20 protein-coding genes and 1 tRNA gene are annotated in these 17,583 nt (G+C 69.9%); 4 read left to right on the plus strand and 17 right to left on the minus strand.

Annotated features, from left to right (window positions below):
* Positions 1 to 60 precede the first annotated feature (60 nt).
* The 12 genes from AAFN86_RS11450 to AAFN86_RS11505 all read right to left on the minus strand — a co-directional run bounded on the left by AAFN86_RS11450 (position 61) and on the right by AAFN86_RS11505 (position 11,117).
* The gene (locus tag AAFN86_RS11450) at positions 61 to 495 is read right to left on the minus strand and encodes a nuclear transport factor 2 family protein (protein ID WP_347543446.1); all 435 of its coding nucleotides are present in this window, start codon (positions 493 to 495) and stop codon (positions 61 to 63) included.
* An 829-nt stretch (positions 496 to 1,324) separates the two neighbouring features.
* A complete protein-coding gene (locus AAFN86_RS11455; RefSeq protein WP_347543447.1) occupies positions 1,325 to 2,293 on the minus strand; it encodes a tripartite tricarboxylate transporter substrate binding protein in 969 nt (322 codons plus the stop codon).
* Between the two features lie 87 nt (positions 2,294 to 2,380).
* Positions 2,381 to 3,937 carry a 2,3-bisphosphoglycerate-independent phosphoglycerate mutase gene (gene gpmI, locus AAFN86_RS11460; RefSeq protein ID WP_347543448.1) on the minus strand — a complete coding sequence of 519 codons (1,557 nt, stop codon included), beginning with the start codon at positions 3,935 to 3,937 and terminating at the stop codon, positions 2,381 to 2,383.
* A gap of 66 nt (positions 3,938 to 4,003) precedes the next feature.
* Positions 4,004 to 4,405 carry a DUF1398 domain-containing protein gene (locus tag AAFN86_RS11465; protein ID WP_347543449.1) on the minus strand — a complete coding sequence of 134 codons (402 nt, stop codon included), beginning with the start codon at positions 4,403 to 4,405 and terminating at the stop codon, positions 4,004 to 4,006.
* A 21-nt stretch (positions 4,406 to 4,426) separates the two neighbouring features.
* Complete coding sequence (locus AAFN86_RS11470) at positions 4,427 to 4,882, minus strand: MarR family transcriptional regulator (protein WP_347543450.1); 456 nt, start codon at positions 4,880 to 4,882, stop codon at positions 4,427 to 4,429.
* A gap of 99 nt (positions 4,883 to 4,981) precedes the next feature.
* Positions 4,982 to 5,659: an NnrU family protein gene (locus AAFN86_RS11475; RefSeq protein WP_347543451.1), complete on the minus strand. Its 678-nt coding sequence runs from the start codon at positions 5,657 to 5,659 to the stop codon at positions 4,982 to 4,984.
* Positions 5,660 to 5,830: 171 nt separating this feature from the next.
* A complete protein-coding gene (locus AAFN86_RS11480) occupies positions 5,831 to 6,280 on the minus strand; it encodes a 23S rRNA (pseudouridine(1915)-N(3))-methyltransferase RlmH (RefSeq protein WP_347543488.1) in 450 nt (149 codons plus the stop codon).
* A gap of 1 nt (position 6,281) precedes the next feature.
* Complete coding sequence (gene rsfS, locus AAFN86_RS11485; protein WP_347543452.1) at positions 6,282 to 7,250, minus strand: ribosome silencing factor; 969 nt, start codon at positions 7,248 to 7,250, stop codon at positions 6,282 to 6,284.
* Entirely contained in the window at positions 7,157 to 7,783 is a 627-nt protein-coding gene (locus AAFN86_RS11490; RefSeq protein ID WP_347543453.1) for a nicotinate-nucleotide adenylyltransferase, read from the minus strand. Before AAFN86_RS11490 ends, rsfS begins: the two co-directional genes overlap by 94 nt.
* Entirely contained in the window at positions 7,780 to 8,631 is an 852-nt protein-coding gene (locus AAFN86_RS11495) for a hypothetical protein (protein WP_347543455.1), read from the minus strand. The genes AAFN86_RS11490 and AAFN86_RS11495 overlap by 4 nt, the downstream gene beginning before the upstream one ends.
* Before the next feature lie 63 nt (positions 8,632 to 8,694).
* Positions 8,695 to 9,447 (minus strand): hypothetical protein, encoded by a 753-nt coding sequence (locus AAFN86_RS11500; protein ID WP_347543456.1) that lies wholly within the window; start codon positions 9,445 to 9,447, stop codon positions 8,695 to 8,697.
* 347 nt (positions 9,448 to 9,794) lie between these two features.
* Complete coding sequence (locus AAFN86_RS11505) at positions 9,795 to 11,117, minus strand: glutamate-5-semialdehyde dehydrogenase (protein ID WP_347543489.1); 1,323 nt, start codon at positions 11,115 to 11,117, stop codon at positions 9,795 to 9,797.
* A gap of 123 nt (positions 11,118 to 11,240) precedes the next feature.
* Between AAFN86_RS11505 and AAFN86_RS11510 the strand changes: the two genes are divergently transcribed.
* Positions 11,241 to 11,657 (plus strand): hypothetical protein, encoded by a 417-nt coding sequence (locus AAFN86_RS11510; RefSeq protein WP_347543457.1) that lies wholly within the window; start codon positions 11,241 to 11,243, stop codon positions 11,655 to 11,657.
* A gap of 45 nt (positions 11,658 to 11,702) precedes the next feature.
* Here the strand turns inward: AAFN86_RS11510 and AAFN86_RS11515 are convergent, their stop codons facing one another.
* On the minus strand, positions 11,703 to 12,677 hold the full coding sequence (locus AAFN86_RS11515; RefSeq protein WP_347543458.1) for a tripartite tricarboxylate transporter substrate binding protein: 975 nt from the start codon (positions 12,675 to 12,677) through the stop codon (positions 11,703 to 11,705).
* A gap of 199 nt (positions 12,678 to 12,876) precedes the next feature.
* On the opposite strand from AAFN86_RS11515, the gene AAFN86_RS11520 reads away from it, so the two are divergent.
* Positions 12,877 to 13,194 (plus strand): hypothetical protein, encoded by a 318-nt coding sequence (locus AAFN86_RS11520; protein ID WP_347543459.1) that lies wholly within the window; start codon positions 12,877 to 12,879, stop codon positions 13,192 to 13,194.
* A gap of 389 nt (positions 13,195 to 13,583) precedes the next feature.
* Here the strand turns inward: AAFN86_RS11520 and proB are convergent, their stop codons facing one another.
* Positions 13,584 to 14,711 carry a glutamate 5-kinase gene (proB, locus tag AAFN86_RS11525; protein ID WP_347543460.1) on the minus strand — a complete coding sequence of 376 codons (1,128 nt, stop codon included), beginning with the start codon at positions 14,709 to 14,711 and terminating at the stop codon, positions 13,584 to 13,586.
* A 228-nt stretch (positions 14,712 to 14,939) separates the two neighbouring features.
* On the opposite strand from proB, the gene AAFN86_RS11530 reads away from it, so the two are divergent.
* On the plus strand, positions 14,940 to 15,425 hold the full coding sequence (locus tag AAFN86_RS11530) for a DUF1269 domain-containing protein (protein WP_347543461.1): 486 nt from the start codon (positions 14,940 to 14,942) through the stop codon (positions 15,423 to 15,425).
* A gap of 46 nt (positions 15,426 to 15,471) precedes the next feature.
* On the opposite strand, the gene obgE is transcribed toward AAFN86_RS11530, so the two are convergent.
* The 3 genes from obgE to rplU form a co-directional block, all read right to left on the minus strand.
* A complete protein-coding gene (gene obgE / locus AAFN86_RS11535; protein WP_347543462.1) occupies positions 15,472 to 16,488 on the minus strand; it encodes a GTPase ObgE in 1,017 nt (338 codons plus the stop codon).
* A gap of 72 nt (positions 16,489 to 16,560) precedes the next feature.
* Entirely contained in the window at positions 16,561 to 16,830 is a 270-nt protein-coding gene (gene rpmA / locus AAFN86_RS11540; RefSeq protein WP_347543463.1) for a 50S ribosomal protein L27, read from the minus strand.
* An 11-nt stretch (positions 16,831 to 16,841) separates the two neighbouring features.
* Positions 16,842 to 17,159, minus strand: coding sequence for a 50S ribosomal protein L21 (gene rplU / locus AAFN86_RS11545; protein WP_347543464.1), 318 nt, complete (start codon positions 17,157 to 17,159; stop codon positions 16,842 to 16,844).
* A gap of 219 nt (positions 17,160 to 17,378) precedes the next feature.
* Here rplU and AAFN86_RS11550 point away from each other — a divergent pair.
* Positions 17,379 to 17,468 (plus strand) — tRNA-Ser (locus tag AAFN86_RS11550).
* Positions 17,469 to 17,583 lie beyond the last annotated feature (115 nt).

A 17,583-nucleotide genomic window follows, 5' to 3' on the forward strand; every position in this document is an offset into this window, starting at 1 on the left:
GCGCGATGTGTGCGATGCGCCCGCAGGGTCGCGCCCCGAGAGCGGTGTCCGTTCGCCCGGCTAGGTCCGGAAGTTGAAGGTGTGGACGTGGATCAGCACGGCGTTGGCCTGGCGGCGGAAGATGCTGGTCACGTTGCCGTGGCGATCACCGGCGCCTTGCGGCAGGCTGACCGTGTAGGTCCCGGCGACCCAGACTCCGTTCGGATCGTAGTGCTGCAACTGGAAGCGGATATTGCCAAAGCCCTGGTTGAACCGCCCCTTGTAGTTCTGCGCGATCGCCTGCCTGCCGATCACGATCGGTGCCGGGCCAATGAGGATCGCGTCCTCGGTAAAGCAGGCGCCGATTCCGTCGGCGTCGTTGCGGCCGTAGGCGTCCGCGAAGTTTCTGAACAGGGTGTCCACTGCCTGCCGGTAGTCATCCGTCTGGGCATTCGATACGGTGATGGGGGGGATGGCCGCGCAAGGAATGGCCAATGCGAGCGCGCGTCGCAACATGGCATCCTCCCGTTTTTGTCTCCCGGCGGCCGTACGCTACTGCACCCCGGCCATTCACCGTGAGCGATAGCTACGAAATCGGTAAGTAATCGTCTTGGAGAGGCGCCTCGGCTTTGCTGGCCGGGATGGCCTGCGCTGAATCGGTGACTTCGTGGGGTGTCGGGTTCAGTCGCCCGGGAATGTCGTCGCCGGACAGCCGGTGTGTTGCGGAAGGCTTTTGAGACATCGCGGCCGGCATGGGATCGAACGATGGTCGCCGCGCTGGGGATTCGACCTATGCCGGGCACGGGTGATCGCGGCCCCCAGCCCCGCGATCACCCGCCCCGAACGGCGCGGACCATGCATCTGTGCGGCAAGTGTCTGTTCTCACCGCGTCCGCGCCACCATGGGGTAACAGGTCGGAGCGGCCTTTCGGCACGCCCACCTCGGCCCAGGCAGTCAACCTGCCCGTCGTGACGTGTTTCCCTGTTGCAGAAGACCAGCGCGCTTGCGTGAGTATGCTCCAGGCTCGGCGAAGATCGACTGCCTGACAGTATCCAGATTCGGCAAGAGTTCACTGGCGTCGTGCGCGGATGCCCCATGCTGCACATGTCCGCGGCGCGGCATTCACGGCGAATGTCTTGATTTGCACGGAGCCACTTCAGTCGAATCGCGGCAGTGGTCCGCTACGTTCACGCGACCTGTGCATGCAGCCCAAATGATATGACTGACCTGAGTAGCCAGAAACGCCCACACCCTCAGCGTCGCCAAAACCCCGCGGTCCAGGGGGCCGTAGCCACCTGGCGGGGAGAGGTTCGGAGAGGGGCGGCGCCCCTCTCTGAAGACTGCCTCACTGCACCCGGATGTTCCGCGCCCTGATCATGTCCCGCCACTTCGCGTTCTCCGCCGCGAAATACGCGGGCCAGTCATCCGGCGACGTCACTCTCGGCAGCACCGCGAGGGCGGCCAGCCGCAGGCGCGTGTCTGGTGCGGTCATTGCCGCGCGGGCGAGGTCGTTGGCGCGGCGGATGATGTCCGGTGGCAGGCCGGCGGGGCCTTGCAGGGCGATGTGTTCCTCGACCACCACGCCGGGGAAGCCCTGTTCGGCGAAGGTCGGGATTTCGGGTGCCAGGGGGCTGCGTTCGCGCGACGCGATGCCCAGCGCGCGGAGCGTGCCGCCCTGGATCTGCGGCAGGATGCCGGATGCCGCCTGGAACACCATCGGCGTTTCGTTGGCGATCACGCCCTGCACGGCGGGTCCGCCGCCGCGATATCCGATGTCGGGGATGTCGAGGCGCGCCTCCTGCAGGAACAGCTCGGTGGCGAGGTGGGTGGAGGAGCCGGCGCCGGAATTGGCGTAGGTGATCCGGTGGCCAGGCCGGCGCGCCAGCTCGACGAATTCGGCCAGGGTCCGGGCGGGGAAATCCTTGTTCACGACCATGATGATCGGCATGGCGGCCAGCAGGCCGATGCCGACCAGGTCGCGTTCATTGTCGTAGGGCAGTTGGTACAGCCAGGGCGCCATGGCGTAGGTGCTGACCGTGCTGACCAGCAGCGTGGTGCCGTCCGGCCGCGCCCGGGCCACCGACCCGAAGCCGATGGTCCCGTTCGCACCGGACCGGTTGTCCACGACGAAGGACTTGCCGCTGTCCTGCGACAGCCGCTGGGCGAGGATGCGCGCGACGGCGTCGGTGGACCCGCCGGCGGCCCAGGGCACCACCAGGGTCACGGGCCGGCTGGGCCAGGCTTCCTGGGCCGTTGCGGTGCGGCCAAGGCCGATCGCGGCCGCGAGGCCGAGCGTGGAGCGACGGGTGATCATTGGCGTTGCGCCCTCCCTTGGGTTCGGCCGGTTCGGGCCGTTGCCGGGAGTTCTAGCCTGTTCGGTGCGCAGGTGGAATCGGCGCGGCTACTCCGCCGCCACCTGCTGGCGTGGACGCAGCAGGGACTGCCCGGTCATCGCGGCCGGTTGCGCCACGCCGAGCAGCGCCAGCAGCGTCGGCGCGATATCCGCGAGCCGCCCGTCGGCCAGGCCCGCTCCGGCCGGGGCGCCGAGCAGCATGGCCGGCACCGGGTTGGTGGTATGGGCGGTATGCGGGCCGCCGGTCGCGGGGTCGCGCATCATCTCGGCATTGCCGTGGTCGGCGGTCACGAACAGCGCGCCGCCGGCCGCGCGGATCGCATCCGCGATGCGGCCAAGGCCGGTGTCGACGGCCTCCACCGCCTTGGTCGCGGCGTCCAGGCTGCCGGTGTGGCCGACCATGTCGGCATTGGCGAAGTTCAGCACGATCAGGTCGAAGCGACCCGAGGCGATGGCGGCGACGGCCTTGTCGGTCAGTTCGGGGGCCGACATTTCCGGCTGCAGGTCATAGGTCGCGACCTTGGGGGAGGCGACCATGATGCGTTCCTCGCCCGGATAGGGCGTCTCCTCGCCGCCGTTCAGGAAGTAGGTGACGTGGGGGTATTTCTCGGTTTCGGCCATGCGCAGTTGCGTGAGGCCGGCGCCGGCGGCGACCGAGCCCAGGATGTCGGCCATGGATTGCGCGGCGAACAGCGTGGCGAGATGGGCGTTCAGCGCCGCGCTGTATTCGGTCATGCCCGCGGCGGCGGCGAAACGGACCACGCGGCGGCGCGGGAAGCCATCGAAGCCCGGATCGACCAGCGCGCCGAGGATCTCGCGCACCCGGTCGGCGCGGAAGTTGAAGGACAGCAATGCGTCGCCGTCCCGCATGCCGGCGTAGCCGTCGATCACGGTAGCGGGGATGAACTCGTCGGTCTTGCCGGCGGCGTGGGCGGCGGCGATGGCGGCCTGTGCCGTGGGCGCATGGGCGCCTTCGGCCAGGACCATGGCGTCATGGGCGGTGACGACGCGTTCCCAGCGGTTGTCGCGGTCCATCGCGAAGTAGCGGCCGATGACGGTGGCGATGGCCACGCCGGGCAGGGCGGCGATGTCGGCCTCGAAGCGCGCCAGGAACTCGGGCGCGGATGTCGGCGCTGTGTCGCGCCCATCGGTCAGCGTATGGATCGCGACCTTGATCCCGGCCGCCGACAGGATGCGCGCGAGGGCCACCGCATGGTCCTGGTGCGCATGCACCCCGCCGGGCGACAGCAGGCCGACGAGATGACACGTTCCACCGGTCCGCTTCAGCGCCTCGATCAGCCCGGTCAGCGCCGGCAGCGTGGCGATCGAACCATCGGCGATGGCGCGGCCGATGCGCGGCAGGTCCTGCATCACCACGCGCCCGGCGCCGATATTCAGGTGGCCGACCTCGGAATTGCCCATCTGCCCATCCGGCAGGCCGACATCGGCGCCGGAGGTGCGCAGGAAGGCGTGCGGGCATTCGGTCCAGAGCCTGTCGAACGCCGGTGTGGCGGCCTGGCGCACGGCATTGTCCGCGCGATCCTCACGCCAGCCCCAGCCGTCGAGGATGACGAGCATGACGGGGCGGGGGCGGGTGGCGGACATGGCGGCTTCCTCGGCTTCGGGGGTCGCAATAGCCCCCAGCCCGTGGCGCGGGCAAGGCGACGAGCGTCAGGTCGGGAAGACCTCGACATGGGTTTCGGCGGTGCGGCCGGAATAGACGGCGCGACGGCCGGGGAAGGACACCACGTAGCCGACGCAACCGGCGCGCATGACCTTCGTGCAGAAGCCCGGATAGGAGTAGCCGGGCACCAGCTGTTGCGCCTCGTGGATGGCGGCCTGCACGGCCGCCACGTCGAACGCCGGCGCGATCGGCGTGTCGTTGAGCCGTGTGGGCACCACGACGCTGTCGCCATCCGGCAGATAGTAGGTCGCGGTGCCGCGGCGGAAGTCGATGGCGTAGCTCTCGAAGCCGGCCTCCATCAGGGACCGCACGATCTGGGGGAAGCTGCGGGTGCCGTGCTCGGCATCATGCAGGCTTGTGGCGGCGAGCTGCGCAAGAAGGTCGTCCATGGGAGCTCCTGGGCGGGATGGTCAGGCGATGGGCATGCCGGTGATGCCGAGATGGCGGATCGTGTCCTTCAGGATGCGTTCCAGCGCGCGGCGATCGGCGTCCGGCAGATGGGCAAAGCAGGCGGCCTCGTTCCGGTCGGCCAGCGCCGCCAGCTCGGGCACGAAGCCGGCGCCCCTCGCCGTCAGGGCGAGGGTCTGCGCACGGCCGTCATCGGCGCTGGCCTGGCGGACCATCAGCGCCTTGGCGATGAGGCGGTCGGCCAGCTTGGTCACGGCGCCGCGCGTCAGGCCCATCGCCTCGGCGAGACGGCTCGGGGCCATCGGTGGCTGGCCATGGAGCACGCGCATCATGGCCCATTCCGCGACGGTGACGTCCTTCGCCGCCAAGCGCCGCGCGAAGGCGTGGGAGACATGGTTGGACAGCTGGCGGAGCCAGTAGCCGAGATGGGCGGTGAGCTCGGGAACGGGCTGGGTCATGGATCGCTCGATTGTTGACAAGGAAACTACATCATTCGGTTGCCTAGTCAACTAAAATGACCCATCACGGGCAGCCCTCCGGACCGCGGCGCGCGAGCGTCAGCCCGGGATCAGCACCGGAACGCCGAACAGCAGGCGGTGCCCATGCATCACACCGGCCCAGAGCAGCACGCCGACGATCGGCGCGATCCAGCCGATCTCCTTGAGGTCGAGCCGGTTCCGCCCTGCCAGGATCGCCCCGAAGGGCAGGATGGAGGTCGTCTCGGCGAAGCCCGCCCAGGCGTCGGGATGGCGTATCGCCATCTTGGCGTCGATCGACGGCATGCCGGCGAGCGCCGTGACCAGGAAGGCACCGAAGAAGACGATCGCCGCCGTATCGCCATTGCCAAGGATGTGCAGCCCCGCCCAGGCGGCGCAGGCGCAGAGCATCGGATGACGCGTGATCCGCTGGATGCCGCGCGGCCCGCGTGGCAGCAACCCGCCGCCGCCCTGCGCCGTCGGGTTGCCGGCGAGCGAGCAGGCGAAGACCACGAAGACCGGCAGCATCAGTGCGGCGATCATCCAGCGCAGCCAGGCGGGGGCAAACCAGACCGGCGCCGTCTCAGCACCCTGCCAGGCCCGCACCAGCACGGCGATGGCGGCGAAGGAGACGAGCGAGAAGGCGATGGTGAACCCTGTCTCGCCAATCCGCGCGACGGTGCGCCCGCGTAGCGCCGTGCCGGAGACACCGACATGCACGCCGACCCAAAGAAGCGCGGCGAGGAGGAGGAACAGCATGCCGGCATCATCGTCGCGCCGCGGGCGTGGCGTCCAGCGCCAGGCACAGCCCGAGGCGCGGCTTTAGGCCGCGAGCGCGCCCAGACGGTCGGCCGCGGCCCGCGCGCCAACGCACGGCGGGCAAGCGGGGCCACCGCATGGCGGCTCCGGCGGCCGCGGCCCGACAACGACTCAGGGCCGCCAGGCCCTGTGATACGGGTGGTTCTGCCGGATCGCCTGGGCGCGATACAGCTGTTCGGCCAGCATCCCGCGCACCAGGAAATGTGGCCAGGTCATCGGGCCGAGCGCCATGCGCAGATCGGCCCGCGCCGTGACCGACGGGTCCAACCCCTCCGCCCCGCCGATGAGGAAGCACGGCGTGCGGCCGGCTTCCTCCCAGCGCGCCAGCAGGCTGGCGAAGCGCTCGCTGTCGGGCTGTTCGCCGCCGAGGTCGAGCGCGACCGCCACGGCATCCGCGGGCAGGGCCGCGAGCAACGCCGTCCCTTCGCGCCTGCGGATTTCCGCGGCCGAACCGCGCCCCTCGGGGATTTCGGTCACCTCGGGCGAGGGGCGCAGCCGGGCGGCGTAATGCGCATACAGCGCCGCCTCCGGCCCCGCCTTCATCCGCCCGACGGCGAGGATCCTAGTCGGCCGGGGCGTTGGAAGCCCCCGGGCTCTCGGGTCCCCACATGCGCTCGATGCGGTACAATTCGCGCGCTTCGGGCCGGAACAGGTGGATCACCAGGTCGCCGGCATCGATCAGGACCCAGTCCGGCGAGGCCTGGATGGCATCCCGCTTCAGGTTCAGCCCGGCCTTGCCAAGCGCCTCGTCCAAATGCGTCGCCATGGCCTGAAGCTGGCGCTCCACCAGGCCGGTGGCGATGATCAGGCGGTCGGCGTAGTCGGCCCGGCCGGTCACGTCGAGCAGGACGATGTTCTCAGCCTTGTCGGCCTCGAGGCTTTCCATCGCCGCGGCGACGAGCTGCGAGAGACGGTCGGGCGAGAGCTTCTCCCGTTTGCGACTGCGTGACGGGCGGGGCGCAGCGGGCGCCTCCGCCGGCGCGGTCTTGGCCTTGGGGGCCGGCTTTGCCTTGGCGGCAGTAGCCTTGGGCGCGGCTTCGGCCTTGGCCTTCGGCGCGGCCTTGGGGGCCGGCTTTGCCTTGGCGGCGGCGGCCTTGGGCGCGGCTTTGGCCTTCGGTGCGGCCTTGGCGTTGGGTGCCGGCTTTGCCTTGGCGGCGGCGGCCTCGGGCGCGGCTTCGGCCTTGGCCTTCGGCGCGGCCTTGGCCTTGGGTGCCGGCTTTGCCTTGGCGGCGGCAGCCTTGGGCGCGGCTTCGGCCTTTGCCTTCGGCGCGGCCTTGGCCTTGGGTGCCGGCTTTGCCTTGGCGGCCGCAGCCTTGGGTGCGGCTTCGGCCTTCGCCTTCGCCTTCGGCGCGGCCTTGGCCTTCGGTTCGGCCTCGGTCTTCGGTGCAGCCTTGGCCTTGCTGGCCGGCTTCGTCTCGGTGGTCTTCGGCGTGCGGGCTATGGCCCCCTCCTCTCGCCCGTCGCACCGCCGTCCCGCGCTTGTCGGATGGCGGTGGCGGATGCGGCGTGTTCTCGCGCCGGAACCAAGCACCAAGCGGCGTGGGGCGCAAAGGATTCCGTCAGCAGCCCCCCGGGCGACCGGCGATGGCGGCGCAGGACATGCGCCGCGCGCCCCGCCAATGCCCGGCGCGTCCAGCCCGGCCGCGGCAGCACGGCGAGGCCGACATGCCGCGCAATCGCCCGCCACCGCTTCCAGCGCGGCAACTGCACCAGGTTGTCCGCGCCGACCACGAAAGTGAAGCGCGCATGGCGGAAGCGCCGGCGCAGCAATGCCAGCGTATCGGCCGTGTAGCGGGTGCCGAGCCGCCTTTCGATGTCGGTGGCGACGATGCGCCGCCCATCCGCGATGCTCCGTGCGGAGGCGAGCCTGTCCGCCAGCGGCGCCATGCCTCGCACCGGCTTCAGCGGATTGCCCGGCGACACCAGCAACCACACCTCATCCAACCGCAAGGCCCGCCGCGCCATCCGCGCGACGTGCAGGTGCCCCGCATGCGCCGGGTTGAACGACCCGCCGAGCAGCCCGATACGGCGCCGGCGCGAATCACCGAATCGGCCGGGCGTCACCGCGTTCGAACGCTCACGCTGACCGGCTGCGCCGCCAGCCCATCATAACGCACCGTATAGGTCCGCCCGGCTTCCAGCGGCAGCGTCGGCGAATAGCCAGCGACCGACAGCAGCTGCCCCGCCTCCAGCTGCAGCCCGGCGCGCGCCAGATCCTCGATCAGGAAGGCGACGACATCGAGCGGATGGCCGAGAGCGGCGGTCCCCGGCGCGCGGGCGCGTTCCTGCCCGCGGTCATCGACCATCGTCACCGTCATCGCGCCCAGCCGGTCGACGAAGTCCTGCGTTGCCTCCACCGGGATCGGGGTGCCGACCACGCCGAGGCGCGGGGCGACGTTGATCGCCAACAGGTTCGGCCCGTCGAAGCCGCCCGACAGCACCAGGTCCGGCAGCTCGATATAGGGGATGACCACGTCGATATGCCGCAGGATGGCGAGGCGATCCCGTCCTGCCTGGTTGATGCCTCCGTCGCGCACGCGCATCAGGAAGTCGCTTTCGATCACCGGCACGGCGCCGAAGCGGGCCGGGACCTCCGCGCCGTCGCGCAGGCTGACGCTGCTCTCAAGCAGCACGCCGCGCACGGGGTGGTTCACGCCGAAGCGCTGCTGCACCGGCGAGCTGGTCAGCCCGACCTTGTAGCCGACCGGCCGGCCCCAGGACTGTCGCAGCAGCGCGACCAGTTGCGCCTGCGCGCAGAAGCCGTCCTCCAGCGAGGTCATGCCGGTGAAGGGGGGCGACGGACGGTTGTCGAGCAACGCCTCCGCCAGCCGCCCGACCGCGGCGGCATCGGGGCAGGCGGCCTCGGCCGCGAAGGGCAGGGCGATCAGGCCTGCGAGCAGCAAGCGACGCATGGTGTTCGTTCCTCCGGTGTGCGGCGATGCTACCGGCGGCGCGGGCCGCACGGGAAGGCCGCCTCAGCGGAAGTTCACCACCACGGCGCCGAGGCCGGCGACGGATAGCCGCCAGGTCTCGCCTGGCCGCGGTGCCATCGGCGCCGCCGCGGCCAACAACGCGACCAACTCGCCGCCGCGGAAGGGGCGGCCTTCGGCGGCGAGGTCCCGCGCCAGGACATCGACCAGCGCCTGCGGAGGTGCAGCAATGCCAAGGCGCGTGAGCGACGCGACGGTGCTGCCATCGGCTTGCAGCAGCGCGTCGGGCGCGGTCTCGGGCAGGGCCGCTTCGGGCCCCACCACGCCGAGGCGCAGCCCGAGATTGCCGGCGAGGCGCGCCGTCGCATCGGTGCCCCCGGCCAGCGCCGCTAGGTCGAGCAGCGCGAGGTAGGGGCTGGCTGAAACAATGCGGCCCTCGGCATTGACCTCCACCAGCACACCGGGTGCGATGGCGGGGCGGGCGCCGTAATTCGCCGCGAGGGTTGGACCCGACCGTTCCCGCAGCGTCGCATGATGCAGCACGCCACGCAGCGGCGGCATCGTCTCGGCGGCGAGGGCCACGCCCTCGATGTCGCCCCAGGGCTGGGCCAGCATGGCGACCAGCCGGTCCTGGGCGCAGCGCGTCTCCGCCGGCGTGGTGACGGCGAAGGGTTGCGGCACGCCGCGTTCCAGCAGGGCGCGGGCGAAGCGCGCGACGGTGGCCATGTCGGGGCAGTCGGCGCGGGCCGGTGCGGCGATGGCGAGCGCAGCGGCGCAGGCGAGCAAGACGCGCTTCATGGCGGTTCTCCCGGCCGCGAGGCTACACCAACCGCGGTTCGGGATCATCCTTCGGGTGGCGGAACCGAGAGGGGCGTCGCCCCTCTCGGGCTCACCCCACCAAAGGCTTAAGGCCCTTGGAAACCTCGACTTTGTGCTGTGCGGCGCGATGGTTTGTCACCACGGCGAAGCTTGCCTTGGGCACGAGAACGAAATCCGGGGACTGGGGCCGTCCGCCGTGCCGGGTGCCAAATATCGGTTTCCAAAGGCCCAGTGGCCTTTGGTGGGGCGGTTTGGAGGGGCAAAGCCCCTCCAACCTTCCGCATATGCGGCATCACCCCCTCAATCCGTTATTCAGCCGATCGACGCTACGGCCGCGTCTGGCCCGTCCCGATCACCTGGTATCGATAGGTGCAGAGTTGCTCGAGCCCAACGGGTCCGCGCGCGTGCATCCGACCCGTGGCGATGCCGATCTCCGCGCCGAAGCCGAATTCGAAGCCGTCGCAGAACTGCGTCGAGGCGTTCCACATGCCGACTGCGGAATCGAGCCCGTCGAGGAAGGCGCGGGCCGCCGCTTCATCCTGCGTGATGATCGCCTCGGTATGCTCCGAGCCGAAGCGGCGGATATGCGCGAGCGCCTCGGCCACGCCATCGACCACCTTCACCGACAGGATCGCATCCAGCCATTCGGTGGCGAAATCCTGCTCCGTTGCCGTCGGCAGATCGCCGATGATCGCCCGCGCGCGATCGTCGGCGCGGAAGTCGCAGCCGAGAGCGCGCAGGTCGGCGACCAGCAGCGGCAGCAGCGCGGGCGCGATGGCGGCATCGATCAGCAGCGTCTCCGTCGCGCCGCAGACGCCGGTGCGGCGCATCTTCGCATTCGCCAGGATGGCGCGCGCCATGGCCGGATCGGCGGCCGCGTGGATGTAGGTGTGGCAGAGCCCCTCGGCATGCGCGAGGACAGGCACGCGGGCTTCTTCCATCACCCGTGTCACCAAGCCCTTGCCGCCGCGCGGCACGATCAGGTCGATCAGGCCGCTCGCACGCAGCATCGCGCCGACGAAGGCGCGGTCGGCGGTGGGCGCGACCTGGATGGCGGCATCCGGCAGGCCGGCGGCGCGCAGGCCTTCCACCAGGCAGGCATGGATGGCCGCGGCCGATCGCGTGCTCTCCGACCCGCCGCGCAGGATCACCGCATTGCCGGATTTCAGGCAGAGCACGGCGGCGTCCGCCGTCACATTCGGGCGGCTTTCGAAGATCATGCCGATGACGCCGAGCGGCTGCGCGACGCGGCGCATCACGAGGCCGTTGGGGCGTGTCCATTCCGCCAGCACCCGGCCGACCGGGTCGGGCAGGCCGGCGACATCCTCGATGCCGGCGGCCATCGCCTCGATGCGCGCGGGTGTCAGTGTCAGCCGGTCGCGAAATGCGGGGGTGAGGTTCGGCGCACCTTCAACGTCAGCCGCATTGGCAGCGAGGATGGCGGCGGCGTTGCGGCGGAGGGATGCGGCGGCTTCGCGCAGCGCGAGGTCCTTCGCCGGGGTCGGGGCGCGCGCGATGACGGCGGCGGCCGCGCGCGCGGCGCGGGCAGCGATATCGAGAAGGTGGGCGGCGTCCTGGGGAATGGCGTTCACGATGCGGGTCTCCTGCGGCGGAGGCTTATCGCGGCGGGGTGCCGGGGGGAAGCGGATTGCAACGCCGGCGCCTCATCCCGCCCTGCCGATTCGTCCGAGTAACCAACGGCGGACGGAACGCGAAACACTACATGGCGCGGGCCCGCTGCCGTCACACCAGACCATGATGGAGAGACTGCCATGTCGAACAGGACCCTGCGTCTTGCCGGTGCCGCGCTGCTGAGCGCGCTAGTCGCCGGGCCGGTGCTGGCCCAGACCGCCCCCGCGCCCGAACCGCGCCGCTTTGCCGTGACGATCGGCAGCGGGGAGAACCAGATGGTGATCTATGTCGATGCCGCGATGATGCCGCGCACCGCAGCGGCCGCGAACCGCGCCGCTGCCGGCGCGATGGGTCCGCTGGAGGCGGTGACCATCGGCGTCGGGGAAGGCGCCATGACGGTCTATCGCGACACCAGCGGGCGCATGGTGATGACGCAGACAGCGTTGATGTCGGCCCCCGTGCCGCTCGCCCCGGGGCACGCCGTCACCATCGGCAACGGGTCGAGCGAGATGGTCGTCTATGTGCAGGAAGTGCAGATGACCCCGGCGCGCCGCTGACACGGGTCGCGCGGCGGCGTGGCAGCGCGCCACGCCGCCGGCTCCTCATTCCACGCGGATGCCGCTGTCGCGGATGATCGGTTCCCACTTGCTGCGTTCCGCAGCCCAGGCGGCGGCGAATTCCGCTGGTGTGGTCGGCATCGGTTCCATGCCGTTGCGGTTCAGCGAAGCCTTCACCTCACTGTCGCCGAGCGCCGTGCGCATCGCGCCGGCCAGCCGCGCGATCACCGGGTCCGGCGTGCCGCGCGGTGCGACCACCGCATACCAGCCGGGCACGTCGAAGCCGGGCACGCCGCCTTCGGCGACGGTCGGCACATCGGGCAGCAGCGGCGTGCGGTTGATCGTCGGCACCGCCAGCGCGCGCAACTGCCCCGACTGCACATGCGGCAGCACCGATGGCGCGGTGGCGAAGGCGAAGTCCAGCCGCGCCGCCAGCAGGTCGGTCGCGATCTGCGCGCCGCCACGATAATGCACGGGCATAGTGTCGATCTCCGCCATGCGGTCGAACAGCAGGCCGGCGAGATGCGGTCCGCCGGCGATGCCGCTGGTGCCGTAGGACAATCGGCCGGGTGCGGCCTTCGCCGCGGCGATCAGTTCGGCGGTGCTGCGCCAGGGGCGGTTCGCCGGCACCACCAGGATGTTGAACAGATCGACTGCGATCGAGACAGGCACCAGGTCGCGCTGCGGGTCGAAGGATAGCCGCATCACCATCGGGCTGACGACCAGCGAGCCGATGGTCGACAGCAGCAGCGTGTGGCCATCGGCCGGGCTGCGCGCAGCGGCTTCCGTCGCGATGTTGCTGCCGGCGCCCGGACGATTCTCGATCACCACGGGCTGGCCGAGCGACTCGCCCATCTTCGTCGAGAAACTGCGCGCGGCGATGTCCACCGCGCCGCCGGGCGTGAAGCCGACCAGCAGCCGGATTGGGCGATTGGGGAAGCCGTCCTGCGCGATTGCGGGAGCGCTCAGTGCCGTTCCGCCAGCGGCGAAAAGCGCGCGGCGAGTGATGCCTTCGATCATGAATGTTCGTCCCGGTCGATCAAGTTGTTGCGCGGCAGTCTCGCATGGTGGCGATCCGCGACAAGTCATCATTCGCCGAACGCATGGCGGTGATAACCGATGCGCGTTGGGATGTTCGCGTAACCCGACCATCTGTGTTGGCGAAGTGATGGCCAGGAAGCTTCCTCCATCACGACACTTGCTCAAGGAGCACACGATCATGAACCGCAACATCATCCGCATTGCCGCAGTCGCCGCGCTTGGCCTGGTTGCCGCGCAGGGCGCCTTCGCCGCAACGACCACGTCGAGCACGCAGGCCTATGTCGGGGGCAGCGGCGAGAATGAGTCCGTCGCCTATGCCGGCGCCGTGCCGCAGGGTTCGCCTTTGGCGCCTGCGACGATCAGCGGCACGGGCGAGAACATCTCGGTGGAACTGCCCGCGCCCGTGCTGCCCGCGCCGAGCGGTTACGTCGCCGTGATCGACGGCACCGGTGAGAACCAGTCGGTGCGCTACCTGCCGGTTACGCCGCGGGGCTGAACAAGGCGCGGCCCGGCTGGGCCGCGCAGGCCGGAGGGGCGGTGCTCCTCCGGCCTGACTCACGTTTGTACGTGACGGCGCGGTTGATTGGAGAAGGGCTCCGCCCCTCTCCAAACCTCTCCCCGCCAGGGTGCGAGGGCACCCTGGACCGCCGGATTCTGGTATCGGGCAAAGCGGGTGTGCCAAGCAGCGAGAACGCACTTCGGGCGCAGCGTCCGAAGAGAATTCCAACGCCGTGCGCAACGCAACCACAGTCGTCGCGCAAACCCCTGCGCGCTCAACACCAAGTGATGGTTTCCAAAGGCCCACTGGCCTTTGGTGGGGAGAGCCCGAGAGGGGCGACGCCCCTCTCGGTTCAACCGTTCAGGATGAGGCGCCGCCGCCGTGCATCACAGCCGCACGAGATCATCACGATGGATGATCTCGTCCCGGCCGCGCCATCCGAGCAGCGATTCCAGTTCCTCGCTGCGATGGCCGGCGATCAGGCGCGCGGCCTCGGAATCATAGGCCGAGAGCCCGCGCGCCACCTCGTGTCCTGCCTCATCGCGCACGCTGACCGGATCGCCGCGCGCGAAGTCGCCTTCGACGCCGCGCACGCCGGCGGGCAGCAGCGATGAACCGCGCTGCAGGGCGCGCGCCGCGCCTGCATCGACGATCAAGGCGCCGAGTGGCGCGAGGCTGCCCGCGATCCAGCGCTTGCGCGCCGTGCGCCCTTCCGGTGCCGGCAGGAACCAGGTGCAGCGCGCCCCATCCACCATGGCCGCGAGCGGATTGTCGCGTTGGCCGAGTGCGATCGCCATCGCGCAGCCCGCGCCAGTGGCGATGCGGGCGGCGATCAACTTCGTGCGCATGCCGCCTGAGGAATAGCCTGGTGGCGGTTCGCCACCCATCGCCATGATCTCGTCGGTGATGCGATGGACGTTGGGAATATGCGCGGCCGCCGGATCCTTGCGCGGATCGGCGGTGTAGAGGCCATCGATGTCCGACAGCAGCACCAGTGCATCGGCGCTGATCATCTCCGCCACCCGGGCGGCGAGGCGGTCATTGTCGCCGAAGCGGATTTCCGCCGTGGCGACGGTGTCGTTCTCGTTGATCACCGGCACGCAGCCCAGATTCAGCAGCGTCGCGATCGTCGCGCGGGCATTGAGGTAGCGGCGCCGATCCTCCGAATCCTCGAGCGTGAGCAGCAGTTGCGCGGCGTTCATGCCGCGCGCCGACAGCGCTTCCTGCCAGGCGCCGGCCAGGCGGATCTGCCCGACGGCGGCGGCGGCCTGCTTTTCTTCGAGTCTCAGGGCACGGCGCGTCAGCCCCAGGGCGCGGCGCGCCAACGAGATGGCCCCGGAGGAGACCAGCACCACCTCCGCCCCTCGTGCGCGCAGCGCCGCGACATCGGCAGCGACCGAGGCAAGCCAAGCCGAGCGCGGCGTGGCGGTCTTGTCGTCCACCACCAGGGCGGAGCCGATCTTGACGACGATGCGCTTCGCCGTGGCGAGGGAGGGGGTGTCGGGGTCGGACATGGCGCGCGGCTGTAGCATGCGGGACGACAGGCCTGAAGGCCGGGACGGGGGACACGGTCCCGTTGCTTGCCTCGGCGACGGTCAGGGCTATGTTCCGACCATGGCACGGCATGGGACGGCCGGCATGGCCGATGGTTCGCATGGACCCGCCCGGACGATGTGTGCCTTGACTGTTTCGACTATCGGCGCAGGCGCGCCATCCGCCACGACCCACAAGGAAGCATCCGCATGGCCGACCTCGTCATCATCGCCTACCCCGACCTCGCGACGGCCGAGGCCGCGCGCGCGAAGCTGATGCAGCTTCAGAAGGAATACCTGATCGAACTGGGCGACGCCGTCGTCGCGGAGCGCCAGCCCGATGGCGCGGTGAAGCTGCACCAGTTGATCAACACCACTGCGGCCGGGGCGGCTGGCGGCGCGATGTGGGGCACGCTGATCGGGCTGCTGTTCCTGAACCCGCTGTTGGGTGCGGCGGCGGGTGCCGCTGGTGGTGCCCTGAGCGGCTACCTGACGGATGTCGGCATCGATGACAAATTCCTCAAGGAAGCCGCCGGCGCATTGACGCCCGGCCAGGCGGCGCTGTGCGTGCTGATCCGCAAGGTGACCGCGGACAAGGTGCTGCCGGAGATGGCGCATTTCGGTGGCACGGTGCTTCGCACGAACATGACGAGCGAGCAGGAGACGAAGCTGCGCGATGCGCTGAAGGCGGGCTGAAGGTGGCCGGCGCCCTGGCTGTTGTTCGGCCGGGGCGCCGTTGGTTTCAGCCGGCGTCGGTTTCCGCCTGACGCTTGGCGTGGATGGTGTCGGCAAGGGCGCGCAACGCCTCCGGCACGCCGTCCCCGGTTGCACCGCTGATCACCATCACGGGATGGCCGCAGGCGCGTTCCAGCGCCTTGATGCGGGATGCACGGGCCTGCGGCGTCATGGCGTCGGCCTTGTTCAGGGCGACGATTTCCGGCTTTTCGGTCAGCCCATGGCCATAGCCGGCAAGTTCCGCACGGATCGTGCGATACGCATCGCCGGGGTCTGCCTGGGTGCCGTCGATCAGGTGCAGCAGCACGGCGCAGCGTTCGACGTGTCCAAGGAAGCGGTCGCCGAGTCCCGCCCCTTCATGCGCGCCTTCGATCAGGCCGGGGATGTCGGCGAGGACGAATTCCTCGGTCGCGTTCAGCCGAACCACGCCGAGTTGCGGATGCAGCGTGGTGAAGGGGTAGTCGGCGATCTTCGGCTTGGCGGCGGAAACCGCGGCGAGGAAGGTGGACTTGCCCGCGTTCGGCAGACCGACCAGGCCGGCATCGGCGATCAGCTTCAGTCGCAGCCACAGCCAGCGTTCTTCCCCTGGCCAGCCCTTGTCGGCGCGGCGCGGGGAGCGATTCGTGCTGGTCTTGAAGTTGGCGTTGCCGAAGCCGCCATCGCCGCCCTTGGCGACCACCACGCGCTTGCCGGTGGTGTCGAGGTCGGCGAGCAGCGTTTCCTTGTCCTCCGCGAAGATCTGCGTGCCAACCGGGACCTTGATGATGACATCGTCCGAGCCGGCGCCGGTGCGGTCGGATCCCGCGCCGTTGCCACCCTTGCGGGACTTGAAGTGCTGCATGTAGCGGAAGTCGATCAGGGTGTTCAGCCCATCGACCGCTTCGGCGATGACGTCGCCACCCTTGCCACCATTGCCGCCGTCCGGGCCGCCATATTCGATGAATCGCTCACGCCGGAAAGCGACGACGCCGTCGCCGCCGTCGCCCGACTTCACCCAGACTTTTGCTTCATCGAGGAATTTCATGGATCAGGGTGCCTGAAATGCAAACGGGGGCCGTAACGGCCCCCGCTGAGACGACGACGCGGACGCGCCGCGTTATTCGGCGGCCAGGGCTTCCGGCTCGACCGTCACGTGGACGCGGCCTTCGGCGCGGCGGATGAACTTCACGCGGCCCGCGACATTGGCGTGCAGGCTGTGCTGGCGGCCGGCATAGACGTTCTCGCCCGGGATCATCTTCGTGCCGCGCTGGGTCACGATGATGGCGCCGGCGCTGACGGTCTGGCCACCGAACAGCTTCACGCCGAGGCGCTTGCCTGCGGAGTCGCGGCCGTTGCGGGACGAGCCGCCTGCCTTTTTGTGAGCCATGGTGGTGCTCCTTACGCCGCGGTGATGGCGGCGATCTTCAGCACCGTCTGGTGCTGGCGATGGCCGTTCTTGCGCCGGCTGTTCTGGCGGCGGCGCTTCTTGAAGATGAGGACCTTGTCGCCGCGCGACTGCTCGACGACGGTCGCGGTCACGGACGCGCCCGGGACGGTCGGCGCACCGACGGACAGGCCGCCTTCGCCGCCCACCAGGAGCACGTCATGGAAGGTCACGGTCGAGCCGGGTTCGGCCTCGAGCCTCTCGACGGTGAGGACAGCGTCAGGGGTGACGCGGTACTGCTTGCCGCCGGTGCGGATCACTGCATAGGTCATGGGTCGCCCCGGGAGTCGTTCAAACTGCGAGTGGTCTTCCTGGGTGTCGGCCCAAGAACGACCGTCGGCGGCACCGAGGCGCCGCCGTGGGAGGGGGGCTATAGCGCCGGGGCGGGGCGGGCGTCAACGGCCAGGGGGCGTTGCGCGGCTCGGAAAGGATGATTATACGGCGGAACCCCTCGACCGGGGACCTTATCGCCGGCTTCCGCCGGCGCGTGCGGAGAGGTGCCGGAGTGGTCGAACGGGTCGGTCTCGAAAACCGAAGTACGGGCAACTGTACCGTGGGTTCGAATCCCACCCTCTCCGCCAGTTCCCTAGATATTCTGCGGCTTTCAGCCCGATCCCTTCCCAAATCCCCTGATCCGTCCCCTTTCCACGCGGAGCCTTTTCGCTGCCGGGGCAAGGACCGACGCGGTAACATCGT

The sequence above is a fragment of the Roseomonas sp. CAU 1739 genome (assembly GCF_039839775.1).
Lineage (GTDB): Bacteria > Pseudomonadota > Alphaproteobacteria > Acetobacterales > Acetobacteraceae > Neoroseomonas.